Here is an 11,825-nt window from a genome sequence, read left to right on the forward strand (position 1 = left end):
ATTCTGTAAGGGAGTCACGAAAAAATGGTGAGATTCCTTACTGTTTCTTTTTTCCGCAGCCAGTCTGCCCGGGAGGCTTTGTCTGACGAACAGACGACGCCAGTCGTCTGCGAGGAGTTCAAGCCGACCAGACTGGTTGCGGGAAAAAGAAACAGTTAGGAATCCCCCATTTTTGAGTCCGACCGCACAGAACAGGGACCGGAAACAGAGGCCGCAGCAGAAACAGCCCTCCCCCAGCCCATGTCCCCACCCGGCCCACACACCATCCCCTCACTCCCGCCCGGGAAGGCACCCGGGAAACCGATACTCACCTCAAAGATATCCCTCACCAAAAGGAGGTTTTATGGTTATGGGGAAGTCTTTGTCTGATCGTGTGTTGGCGACGCCTTCTGCTTATGCGAGGCAGCATTATCTTTATGTGCAGGAGATCGGGACGCTGACGAGTATGGAGCCGCATATCAGCTCCAGGGAAAATATCAGTTCTTATCTTTTTCTGACGGTAATTCAGGGGGAGGGGTATCTGACTTACCGGGGGAAGAAGCATTTTATCCGGGCGGGGGATTGTGTGTATATCAACTGCCGGAACCAGTATGCCCACGAAAGTACGGCGGAGCATCCGTGGACTTTGATGTGGGTGCATTTTAACGGGAATGGGGCGGATGATTTTTATAAGGCTTATCAGGAACAGGATCGGGGGTCGATTTTTCATCCGGCCAATGCCGCGGCCTTTACGGATAGTTTAACCGACCTTTTCGGTTTGATGCAGGAGAAGCCTTCTTTGATGGAGCTGAGCGCACATAAATATCTAACGGATTTGATTACGCTTTGTTTTCTGGAAAACAGGGCTGAGGCCGGGGAGGGAAGGGAGCTTTCTCCGAAGCTGATGCAGGTGAGAAAGTACCTGGAGGAGCATTATCAGGAAAAAATATCGCTGGAGGAGCTGTCGGGGCTTTTTTTTATTAGTAAATACCATCTTTCCAGGGAATATAAGAAGAAGTATGGGATTACGATTGGGAGTGATTTGACGGGGCGGCGGATTTCCCATGCCAAGTCACTGCTTCGTTTTTCGGACAGCTCTATTGAAGAAATCGCGTTGTTGTGCGGTTTTGCAGACGCGGGGTATTTTATTAAGGTGTTTAAAAAGGCGGAAAATATGACGCCGTTGGAATATCGCCGGAAATGGTAGGCAGGGGAAAGGGATTCGTGGTAAAATAGTTGCAGCCGTGAGGGAACAGGGCGGCGGGATTTCAAAGGCATGGTTTGGATTCGGGAAAGGATTGTGTATGAATAGTGTGAAAGAAAGGCTTCCTTTTTTGCTGGAGGGTTATCTGGCTGCTTTTGCTTTGGCTAATATTGGGGGAATTGCGACTACGAATATAATAACTCTGGTTCTTTTTCTGTTGTGTTTCCAGTTTTTCAAGTATGCTGCCGGCAGGGAAAGGGAGTGCGCGCTTTCTGAGGATGGGAAGAAGCTGGTTCATGGGCGCAGCGCGGGGAAGCGGCGGACAGCGGCGTTGGTCCTGGGTATTTTTTATACGTTCTGTTATGTTGCGGCGGCGCATGGGGAACTGACCGGGACATTGGAAAACGGGCTGTTCCGGCTGATTTATCTGGGTCTGACGGCGGCGGGGCTGTTTTTGCTGTTTTTCAGGGGCTGCGGGTTTTTGTTTTTGCTGCTGGAGAAGCGTTCGGAGCGGATCCGGAGAATTGTGGAGGGAAATGCGAAGAAAGCCGGGACGGGGCAGGCGGACGGAGTGAAAAATTCGGGGCAGCCGTTCTGGCTGATTTTCCTGCTTCTGCTGGCATGCTGGTTTCCCTGGTTCCTTTATGATTTTCCCGGGGTAATGACGCCCGACAGCTTAAGCCAGTTCAGCCAGGCGGGCGGGCTTATCGGGTACAGCAATCATCATCCTTTTGTGCATACGCTGCTGATTCAGCTGTTTACCTCCCTGGGGAATGCGGTATTTCATGATGTGTATGCGGGGATTGCATGTTATACGGTTTTTCAGATGATTGCCATGGCTCTGATCGTTACTTATGGGCTGCAGGTTCTGTTCCGGCGCGGCGCGGGAAAAAAGCTGTGCTTCTGTTTCCTGCTTTTTTATGCCCTGGTGCCTTATAACGGGATTTTTGCTGTGACCATGTGGAAGGATATTCTTTTTTCCGGGTTGTTTCTTCTGTTCGTACTGAGCGTTTACCAGCTGCTGCCGCTCTGCTGTGAGGGGCGCAGGTTTGGAGAGAGGCCCGGGCTGCTTGTTTTGTTCGGCATAAGCGGCGTCCTGGTGTGCCTGATGCGCTCTAACGGGCTGTATGCCTTTGTGTTTTCCATGCCTTTTCTGGTATATGCTTTCCGAAGGCATTGGAAGATAATCTTACCTTTGCAGGTTTTGGTACTGGCTGTTGTGTTCCTGGTAAAAGGGCCTGTCATGGAGGCCTTTGATGTGGCGCAGCCTGCGTTTTCCGAATCGCTCTCCATTCCGGCCCAGCAGATAGCGCGGGTGGTTTATGAAGGAAGGGAGCTGTCCGGGGAACAGAAGGAGCTGCTGGGAAAAACCGTGGAGTATTCGGCAATTGCGGATTATTATCAGCCGGAGCTTTCCGATCCGGTGAAGGCGCTGATCCAGTATGGGCATCCGGAATATCTGGAGGCGCATAAGGGCGAGTATCTCAGGCTCTGGGTACAGCTGGGGCTTAAATATCCGCTGGATTACTGGAATGCTTTTGTGGATCAGACAAAGGGCTACTGGTTCCCGGATGCGCCGGGCCTTCTTACAAATGAAGGGATTTCCCCCAATGAACTGGGCCTGTCCTGGCAGCCTGTGCTGCGCGGCCAGGCTGTGACGAAAATTGTGGAGATCCTTTCCAAGCTGTATACTATTTTCCCGCTCTACGGACTGCTTTACAGCATCGGCGCATTTACCTGGGCGGCTGTGTTCCTGTTTGCCAACTGTCTGTTAAATGGGAAAAAGGAGAATTGGATTCTGTACCTGCCGTTCTTTGCCATCCTTCTTACGCTGTGCGCCGCAACACCGGTGGCGTCCGACGTAAGATATGCCTATTCGCTCATTCTGTCCATGCCGCTGTTGATACATGCAGGGCTTGAGATCGCCGGCCCCGGACCGGGAGCCAATGCCCAAAAAGCGGACCGGAAAGAAAACAGCAGGAAAAAATCTCCGTTCCAAAAAATCTCCGTTCCAAAGAAATAAGTAATTACAGACATCTGAAAATCACGAAATGAAAGAAGCTGCAGTACTGTTTGCGAGTACCGCAGCTTCCCTCATATCCTCTATATCTTTTACAGCGTCTTAATATATTCCGCAATCGCATCATGCCAGTCCGCAAACATAAAGTCCGTGGTCAGCTTAAACATCCTGTTTTCCAGTACGGAATAAGCCGGCCTGGGCGCGGCCGCGCCGTATTCCTCGGTGGTAATCGCCTTTACCTGCGTTGCCTTACCTGCCAGCCGGAATACCTCCTTTGCAAACTCAGCCCAGCTGCAGGAGCCTTCACAGGTTGCGTGGAAGGTTCCGTAATTTTCCGTAAACAGCAGCGCATTAATGGCCTTGGTCAGCTCAGCCGCGCTGGTGGGGGAACCGAACTGATCCCCTACCACCGTTACCATATCATGATCTTCGGAAAGCCGGAGCATGGTCTTGGCAAAGTTCTTGCCATCGCCGTACAGCCAGGCCGTCCTCAGAATAAAATACCTGTCCGCAAAATCCTTCACAAAATTCTCGCCTGCCAGCTTGGTGGAACCGTAAGCGCCATGGGGATTGGTGGCATCCGTCTCCACATAGGGCTTTGTCGCTTTTCCGTCAAATACATAGTCCGTGGAAATATGCATCAGCTTTGCGCCGGTCTCCCTTGCCGCAATGGCCAGGTTCCTGGGGCCGATGGCATTGATTTTAAAAGCCTTGTCATATTCCGTTTCACAGGCATCCACGCCCGTATGGGCCGCGCAGTTGATGATTGCATAGGGCTTTACTTCCCTTGCCAGCTCCATTACCTTATCAATATTAGTAATGTCCAGCTCTCCCACATCCGTGTTCACAAAGCTGATATCTGCCGCATCTTTAAAAAAAAGGTTAACAGCCCGTCCCAGCTGTCCGTTGCATCCGGTTACAATTATTTTCTTCATCGAAAACCTCCAAATTCTCCGCGGACAGAAGCCGTTTTCCTGAAAGTACGGGAAAATCTGCCTGCGTGGTTACATTTTTTCTTAATTATATCACCAAGACCGCGATTTTACCACAGGGTTGTTTTCAGGAATGTTTTCAGTAAAATTTTCCGGTATGTTTTCAGGAAAGCATGGGACAGGCGGTCAGACGCGGCGGTTCCCCAATCCGGACGATTGAACTATCACGGTCAGGCCAGAATATATAACGCCGGAATGCCCCATCAGAATCCGCTCTTTAATAAACGCCCGTAAATGCCAGGACAGGCGCCACCCGCGCGTCCGTGACCACAAGCTTAAGCCCCTTCGTTGGCGCCCCATGCAGCGGCACAATCCGCTTATATCCCACGGTCGTCCCTTTTTCGATCTGCTTCCAGCAGCCCTGTCCATCCAGGCAGTATACTTCAAACTGCTCCACGCGCTGGCTGAACCGGATCGCCTCCTGCACCACCAGATAATTAAGGCAGCGCTCCTCTGCCCAGGTAAACTCCACCTCCAGCTCACGCAGGCCGTCCGGATTGCCGAACCAGGTTTCCTCACCCTTCTTAAGAAGAACGCTTCCGTCCTTCCCATCCCGGTCTTTCTCCGGCTTTACGGTAAGTACCGCTTCCTCAGCCAGATTCCTGCCAAAGGACTCCCGGATGAAATCCCCCAGCATAAACAGGCTCCTTCGGTCCTCCTCCCGGATCAGTCCGTCCGTATCCGGAGGGATGTTCAGCAGCAGCGTACAGTTACCGCCCACGGATTTTAAATAGATTTCCTTCAGGTTTTCAAAGGATCTCACCTTATCGTTTTCTTCCTCATGATAAAACCAGCCGGGGCGGATGGATACATCCACCTCCGCAGGATACCAGATCAGATTCTTTTTATTCTTCAGGACAGCTCTGCTGCCCAGATCCATATCCGTGCTGACCAGCTTTTTCTGCCGGAATTCCTCGCTGTCCTCCTGCTGGCTTTCAGAGGCTACCTTCTCCGCATCCGCCAGCTCTGCGGCTACCACGCTCCATTCGCTTGGCCTGGTGTCCCCGGCCTCATTGCCGCACCATCTTACGTCCGGCCCGCAGCCGAAAATATTGGCTTCCGGCTGCAGACGGCGCACCACCTCATAATAGCGCTCCCAGTCATACACCTGTTTTTTGCCGTTCTGCCCCTCTCCGCAGGCGCCGTCCAGCCAAACGGTAAATACTTCCCCGTAATTGGTAAGAAGCTCCGTAAGCTGGTTTACATAATAGTCATCATAGGGCTTACCCGTACCATAGGTTTCCTGGTTTCTGTCCCAGGGAGACAAATAAACGCCGAATTTCAGTCCCGATTCCCGACAGGCGTCGGAAAGCTCCCTTACGATGTCACCTTTTCCCCCTTTATAGGGAGAATTTTTAATGCTGTGCTCCGTATATGCACTGGGCCACAGGCAGAAGCCGTCATGATGCTTACAGGTGAGAATCAGGCCCGTCATTCCTCCCCTGACCGCCGTTTCCACCCACTGCCCTGCATCCAGCTTCTCCGGATTGAAAATGGCGGGGGATTCCTCCCCGTTCCCCCATTCCCTTCCCGTAAAGGTATTGACCGTAAAATGAATGAAGCCGAAATATTCCAGCTCCTGATGTGCAATCTGCCTCGGCGCGGGCACCACGCGGGTAAGCCTCACATCCTCCCCATAACCGGGGTACAGCTCTTTCGTGTCCATCTTTTTTCCTCCTCCTTTTTCAAATCCATTCCGGCGGATAACAATACGGATAACAATTCAGGAAACATTCCGATACCTGAACCGTTGTCCCATTGTCCGCCTCTCCCACCACTTCCATTTCATAATCGGTCCACCTGATAGAATTTTTCAGGCCCAGCCTTACAAGCAGTTCATCCTCCGCAAATAATACCCTATACATTTTTCCTCTTTTCTTTGTACAAAATTGCTATCAACCCTTTATTTTTTTACCCATCCTTGTAAAGTATACCAAAAATGGAAATCCTTGAGAAGGCACATTTCCGTACGAAAAAGGCAGGCCAGTCAATTCCTTAATTTTCATTAAAGCATAGTGACAAGCCCTCCCTTTTTGACTATAATGGCAATTAGGGTTTATGAGTTTACACCGGCCCTCTTTTACAGAGGTCCGGGCAGAAAACGGCGCCTTCACGCAGGGCGCCGTTCTTTACCTGAGAAAAATCGTGAGGAAAGTGAGGATTTACAATGAAAAAACTGAGCGTATTACTCCTGGCAGGCATCTCCTGCGCCGCGCTCCTTTTTGGCTGCGGGAAGAAGGAAGAATCACCTGCGGAAGAAACGACTTCAGCCGCGGTTCAGGAAACACCGGAAAGCGTCCCCGTGGAAACAGAAAGCGAAACGGCAACGCAAGAAGCCAATGAGGAAGTTCCTCCCGAAGAAGGAATGGTGAGAAGCACGCTGACAAATGAATGGATTTCAGGAGACATTGCAGACCAGCGTCCCATTGCAGTGATGGTTCCCAATGATTCTACAGCGCTGCCCCATTACAGCCTTTCCAGGGCGGACATCCTGTACGAATGTCCCGTAGAAGCCAGGATCACCCGTCTTATGGCTGTTTTCAAGGATTGGGACCGGGACGACATGGATCGGATCGGCAATGTAAGAAGCTGCCGTGATTATTTTGTATATTGGTCCTTTGAATGGGATGCCGTTTATTTCCATTTCGGCGGTCCTTTTTATATCGCGCCTGTCATTGAGCAGAAGAGCACCAACAACGTCACCGGTGCCAATTACGGCGGCACCGGGAAAAAGGGCGTATACGGCAATGCCTATTACCGTACCTCCGACAGGAAGGCTCCCCAGAATGCTTACCTGAGCGCCAAAGGGGCAAATGAGGCCATGGACAAGCTGGGAATCTCCAAAACCTACCGGGAAGATTATTACAAACCGGATCACTTTAAGTTTGCTCCCGAATCCAGCCCCAACACCCTGGAGCAATACCAGAATTCATTTTCTGCAAGCAAGATTGATATGGCAAAGACCTACACCGTTTCCAAAACTTCTTTCGAATACAATGCAGAAGACGGGCTTTATTACCGCTTTGAATACGGCAAGCCCCATGTGGATGCCAGATTCGATAACAAGCAGCTGGCCTTCAAAAATGTCTTGATCCAGTTCGCTTATCAGGAAGTAAGGGATGAGAACGGTTATCTTTCCTTCCAGGTACATGACACCAAACGGGACGGCTATTATTTCACCAACGGCAGAGGCATCCATGTCAACTGGAAAAAGACGGCGGATTACGAACCGACAAAGTTCTATGATGACAACGGCAATGAAATTGAGCTGAACACCGGAAAGACCATGATTTGTATTGTAAAAGACGGAGATACCTTTGGCTACGACGAATAAAACTGTCCTGCCATGCAGCAAAGGCAGCGGCGGACCCGCCCAGCGGTTCCGCCTTACTCCAATCAAAGCCCCCGCTGCAAGCAACGGGGTATCAAACTTGCAGCGCTGCAGAGCAGCGGGGTATTTGACCCTCGCGGCAGTCGCCAAATATCCATGCAAGCATGGATACTTGGCTCGTTGCTCGCGGGAATAAAAAGTGCCGCTTCAGAAGTTTCTGAAGCGGCATTCTTTTTATCTTACCGCGCCTGCAGGCGCGTTCTGTATCAAAAGCCGGACTCTGTACTTATATTACAGGTAATTTATTATAAGTAATTTCGCAGCTTATACCTCGCAGCGGATTAGTGGAATTCTCCGGCATCATATGCCGCTTTCTTCTCATCCAGGATTTCCTGATAGCCTGCATCCAGATACTGCTGGCTCATCTGCTCATACATGGATTCGAAATCTTCCTCTGTGGCCGCCTTGGTAACAATCTGTACATAGGATTCTTTCCACAGCTCAGCAAGGTCGGAGGAGTACTCAGCCAGTGTTTCAATCGGTACTGTGAAGCAGGTATCCGGTGTACGGTATTCATCATATTTGTCATTGTAGGAAAGGATATCTTCAATGAGGTATTCATAGCCTACGGGGGCATTTACGTAGATGATGGATTTTCTCCATTCTTCTTCGGTTGCATACTGCTTGTTGGCATTTACCATGCACCAGTAGTCGCCATTGTCGTTATTGGACAGCTTCTCTTCTCCTGTGTAGCCGGTAGGAACCTTAACGCCTTCTTCATTTACTTCGTAGTTCTTGCCTTCAAAGCCGTTCTGCAGGGTATCGATTACGTCTTCCTGGCTCATCCATTCGATATACATCCAGGCTGCAATTCTTTCTTCGTCGGTAGCGTCTGCATTAATACCATAAATCATGCCGAAAGGCCAGTATTTACGTCCCTGGGGCTTGTCGCCTGCGGGTACTTCTGCAGCAGGGTCAAGAATCACGATTTCAGCATCCGGGTTCTGCTCAAGCAGCGGATCGATTACGTTTTCCTGGGTTCCTGCATTAATGTAGCATGCATAGGTTGCTGCCTTGCCTGCAACAAAGTTGGATTTGGACTGGTTTCCGTCGGTATCCAGATAGAAGTCAGGGTCAACCAGACCGTTCTGGTACTGATAATTCAGGTTTTTCAGATAAGCCTTGGTAGGCTCCCAGGTAAAGGAAGCAACTGCCAGGTCGGAGTTAAGAGCTCTGCCTTCTTCGTCATACGGCCAGCCTCTGAAGTTGTAGTCAAAGTTGAAGGATTTTGCAAGCAGCGGGGCGGATGCATAGCCATAGCCGGCTTCCTTGAATTTCATCAGCATGTCGTTGTATTCGTCAAGGTTGGTGGGCATATCGATTCCCAGCGCGTCCATCCAGTCCTTACGTACCAGAGTACCCCAGTTGGAGGATACCAGCTCTGTCCTGTTGCCCATAACTACCATCAGCTTGCCGTCGATAACGCCGTAGTCCTGGATGGTTTCTCCCATGGTTCCCCAGAAGGTAGGAGCGTAATAAGCGATTTCATCCGCATTCAGTTCCTGGTATGCGCCCTGGGAATAGTACGCCAGGATATTGGGATAATCATAGTGGAAAATAAAAGTGGGAGCGCTTCCTGCGGACAGAAGCTGTGTAAAGTCCTGTACCTCGGTGGAGCGGCCGATGGAAACAAATTCTACGTTTACATTATATTTGTCGCCGAAATTTTCCTGAATCCATTTGGTCCAGTAGTTGTCCGTGGGATTCCAGCCTTCCCAGCCTCTTTCATATACGGGAACCTGGAGTGTTACAGTCTCCGGGAATCCGGCGGAATAATCCGTAAATTCTCCGGCGGCTGCCGTATCGCCTGCCTCTGTGGACTCCGCTGCCGCTTCCGTGGACGCTTCAGCCTTGGATTCAGCGGGCTGTGACGGTGTTGAAGCGGTCTCATTAGAGCTGCCGCATCCTGCAAGGGTGCCGATTGCCATTGCGGAAATCAGACCAGCAGTAACGATTTTCTGTAAAGCTTTTTTCATTTTACTACCTCCTAAATTGTTTTACATTCATCCGCTTTCGCGGGAACTGCCATAGTTAATGGGTGCATTATCCCTTTACCGCGCCGATCATGGTGCCCTGTACGAAATACTTCTGTACAAAAGGATAGACACAGATAATAGGAATTGTTGCAAATACGATACAGGCTGCCTTCAGGATTTCCGGATCCGTTATGGTGGACATATTCACATCATTGACGGAGCCCTGGATACTTTCCGTAGCGGCCACAATCAGATAGTACAGCTTCAGCTGCAGGGGCCTTAAGGACACATTCTGTTTGATATAAAACATCGCGTCACTGTATGTATTCCAGCGCCCTACCGCATAAAACAGGGTCAGGGTTGCCAGAATCGGTTTGGACAGCGGGATAATAATTTTCCCGAGAATCGTATAATGATTCGCGCCGTCGATAACTGCCGATTCCACCAGGCTGTCCGGGATACTGGATTCCAGCGAGTTCTTCATAATGACCAGGTTATACGCGCTGAAGGCCAGCGGCAGAACCAGCGCGGACATTTTCTCCAGCATTCCCAGCTTGTTAATCAGTATGTAGTCAGGAATCATCCCGCCTGCAAAATACATGGTAAAGATGAAGAAAAAGTTGATGATTCTTCTGCCCCGCAGCTCCTTTCTGGAAAGAGGATACGCGGCGCACAGGGTGATTACCATACCTAACAGGGTGAAAAGGACCGTCATGATAACCGTTACAAAAAAGGATACGATAAAGGAATTATCATGAAAAACCTTAACGTATGCTTCCATAGTAAAGCCTTTGGGAAGCAGGAAAACCTTTTTGGCAATGACAAAGCTCTCCGAGCTGAGCGATTTGGCAATGACATGGATATACGGAAGCACGCAGCTGAGGCTGACAACCGCCACAAATGTATAGATAAGAATATTAGCAATCAGGGTGCAGACCCTTGATTTATTCCATACTTTTTTTCTTTTTACTTTTAACTGTTCCGCCATTTTTTCAACTCCTCCTTATACCAGGCCGTTCTCGCCCATTCGTTTCGCAATGAAATCCGAGGCAAGAACCAGCAGCAGTCCGATTACCGACTGGAACAGCCCTAAAGCTGTAGACTGACTGAACTTCATATCCTGGATACCCCATTGATATACCAGTACCGGAATGGTGGTGGTATATTCCGTAGCCGCGTAATTCATCAGCGCCATGATACGTTCAAAGGAACCTCCCATAATCTTGCCCAGCTGCATAATCAGAAGGACAACAATGGTACTCCGGATACAGGGAAGCGTTACATGCAGCATCTGCTGCCATCTGTTTGCCCCGTCCACCCTGGCCGCTTCGTACAGCTCCGGATTTACCGAGGTGATGGAGGCCAGATAAATGATGGTTCCCCATCCCATGGACTGCCACGCCCCTACTATAATGTAAGTGACAAGCCAGCTTGCGTTTTCCTGGAGGAAGTTGACCGGCGTGCCTCCCAGGCCCTGAATCAGCGCGTTTACCACACCTGTATTTACGGAAAGGAGCTGGTAAGCAAGGCCGCCGATGATAACCCATGAAAGGAAGTGAGGCAGATATAATAATGTCTGCGTAACCTTTTTAAATTTGAGGCTCCTGATTTCATTCAGCAGCAAGGCCAGAATAATCGGCATCGGGAAGCTTACCACCAAATCCAGTACATTTAACAGAAGCGTGTTCCTCAGTGACTTTAAGAAGTTTCTGTGATGGAACACCTTGGAGAATATCTCCAGCCCGACCCATTCACCTCCGAAAAAGCCATCCTTTATTTTCCAGTCCTTAAAAGCGATTTGCAGCCATCCCATAGGAACATATTTGAAAATGATACAAAACGCAAGCGGTATTAACAGTAATGAATATAGCTGCCAGTCCCGTTTAAAACAGGATGCAAAGCTTCGCTGTTTCTTCCTGGCATTTTTCACTGTCATCTTATTATCAGTTGCCACTGCTTTCTTTACAGCACTCATAATAATTTCCCTTCCTTCCCTTCCGCAACGACATTTCGTCTGCCGTTTTCTTGCCCTCAGTATATCCGTCATACAAAATTTTGTAAATTATCATTTTTGATAGCCGGAATCAATTTTGAGTGTTTAAAAAAAGCCTGAAAATATGGGCTTTTCCAGAGTTTATACTTTTTTAATTTTCTTTTTATAATTACTCTGCTTTCATTTTCAGCCTGATTTATGCCCAATTTTGTGTCATTTTTAAAAGTTAAAATCAAAAACCATACAGCATTTTGTATATGAAGTAATTAA

10 protein-coding genes are annotated in these 11,825 nt (G+C 49.5%); 4 read left to right on the top strand and 6 right to left on the bottom strand.

Features of this window, described 5'->3' with window-relative positions; translation table 11 throughout:
* Positions 1–24 precede the first annotated feature (24 nt).
* From DXC51_RS30350 to DXC51_RS28275, 3 genes are all read left to right on the top strand, one after another.
* Positions 25–159 (top strand): hypothetical protein, encoded by a 135-nt coding sequence (locus DXC51_RS30350; protein ID WP_278337000.1) that lies wholly within the window; start codon positions 25–27, stop codon positions 157–159.
* 190 nt (positions 160–349) lie between these two features.
* Positions 350–1,186, top strand: a complete 837-nt coding sequence (locus DXC51_RS28270) for a helix-turn-helix transcriptional regulator (RefSeq protein WP_162162442.1) — start codon at positions 350–352, stop codon at positions 1,184–1,186.
* A gap of 97 nt (positions 1,187–1,283) precedes the next feature.
* Positions 1,284–3,206 carry a DUF6020 family protein gene (locus DXC51_RS28275; RefSeq protein WP_147332419.1) on the top strand — a complete coding sequence of 641 codons (1,923 nt, stop codon included), beginning with the start codon at positions 1,284–1,286 and terminating at the stop codon, positions 3,204–3,206.
* A gap of 89 nt (positions 3,207–3,295) precedes the next feature.
* On the opposite strand, the gene rfbD is transcribed toward DXC51_RS28275, so the two are convergent.
* The 3 genes from rfbD to DXC51_RS30200 form a co-directional block, all read right to left on the bottom strand.
* Positions 3,296–4,153, bottom strand: coding sequence for a dTDP-4-dehydrorhamnose reductase (gene rfbD, locus DXC51_RS28280; protein ID WP_390580514.1), 858 nt, complete (start codon positions 4,151–4,153; stop codon positions 3,296–3,298).
* 259 nt (positions 4,154–4,412) lie between these two features.
* Positions 4,413–5,861, bottom strand: coding sequence for an alpha-L-fucosidase (locus DXC51_RS28285; protein ID WP_117545964.1), 1,449 nt, complete (start codon positions 5,859–5,861; stop codon positions 4,413–4,415).
* A gap of 19 nt (positions 5,862–5,880) precedes the next feature.
* Positions 5,881–6,060, bottom strand: a complete 180-nt coding sequence (locus DXC51_RS30200) for a response regulator (protein WP_243003287.1) — start codon at positions 6,058–6,060, stop codon at positions 5,881–5,883.
* Between the two features lie 302 nt (positions 6,061–6,362).
* Between DXC51_RS30200 and DXC51_RS28295 the strand changes: the two genes are divergently transcribed.
* Positions 6,363–7,529 (top strand): DUF3048 domain-containing protein, encoded by a 1,167-nt coding sequence (locus DXC51_RS28295; RefSeq protein ID WP_021638717.1) that lies wholly within the window; start codon positions 6,363–6,365, stop codon positions 7,527–7,529.
* 338 nt (positions 7,530–7,867) lie between these two features.
* On the opposite strand, the gene DXC51_RS28300 is transcribed toward DXC51_RS28295, so the two are convergent.
* The 3 genes from DXC51_RS28300 to DXC51_RS28310 all read right to left on the bottom strand — a co-directional run bounded on the left by DXC51_RS28300 (position 7,868) and on the right by DXC51_RS28310 (position 11,537).
* On the bottom strand, positions 7,868–9,562 hold the full coding sequence (locus DXC51_RS28300) for an extracellular solute-binding protein (protein ID WP_021638718.1): 1,695 nt from the start codon (positions 9,560–9,562) through the stop codon (positions 7,868–7,870).
* A gap of 67 nt (positions 9,563–9,629) precedes the next feature.
* Positions 9,630–10,550: a carbohydrate ABC transporter permease gene (locus DXC51_RS28305; protein ID WP_117545966.1), complete on the bottom strand. Its 921-nt coding sequence runs from the start codon at positions 10,548–10,550 to the stop codon at positions 9,630–9,632.
* Positions 10,551–10,565: 15 nt separating this feature from the next.
* Positions 10,566–11,537, bottom strand: a complete 972-nt coding sequence (locus tag DXC51_RS28310) for an ABC transporter permease (protein ID WP_025488423.1) — start codon at positions 11,535–11,537, stop codon at positions 10,566–10,568.
* Positions 11,538–11,825 lie beyond the last annotated feature (288 nt).

This window comes from Eisenbergiella massiliensis (genome assembly GCF_003435485.1).

Excerpts from the sequence above, each read along its gene's own strand:
- DXC51_RS30350 (WP_278337000.1), top strand. The coding sequence starts at position 25 with ATGGTGAGATTCCTTACTGTTTCTTTTTTCCGCAGCCAGTCTGCCCGG.
- DXC51_RS28270 (WP_162162442.1), top strand. The coding sequence starts at position 350 with ATGGGGAAGTCTTTGTCTGATCGTGTGTTGGCGACGCCTTCTGCTTAT.
- DXC51_RS28275 (WP_147332419.1), top strand. The coding sequence starts at position 1,284 with ATGAATAGTGTGAAAGAAAGGCTTCCTTTTTTGCTGGAGGGTTATCTG.
- DXC51_RS28285 (WP_117545964.1), bottom strand. The coding sequence starts at position 5,861 with ATGGACACGAAAGAGCTGTACCCCGGTTATGGGGAGGATGTGAGGCTT.
- DXC51_RS30200 (WP_243003287.1), bottom strand. The coding sequence starts at position 6,060 with ATGTATAGGGTATTATTTGCGGAGGATGAACTGCTTGTAAGGCTGGGC.
- DXC51_RS28295 (WP_021638717.1), top strand. The coding sequence starts at position 6,363 with ATGAAAAAACTGAGCGTATTACTCCTGGCAGGCATCTCCTGCGCCGCG.
- DXC51_RS28300 (WP_021638718.1), bottom strand. The coding sequence starts at position 9,562 with ATGAAAAAAGCTTTACAGAAAATCGTTACTGCTGGTCTGATTTCCGCA.
- DXC51_RS28305 (WP_117545966.1), bottom strand. The coding sequence starts at position 10,550 with ATGGCGGAACAGTTAAAAGTAAAAAGAAAAAAAGTATGGAATAAATCA.
- DXC51_RS28310 (WP_025488423.1), bottom strand. The coding sequence starts at position 11,537 with ATGAGTGCTGTAAAGAAAGCAGTGGCAACTGATAATAAGATGACAGTG.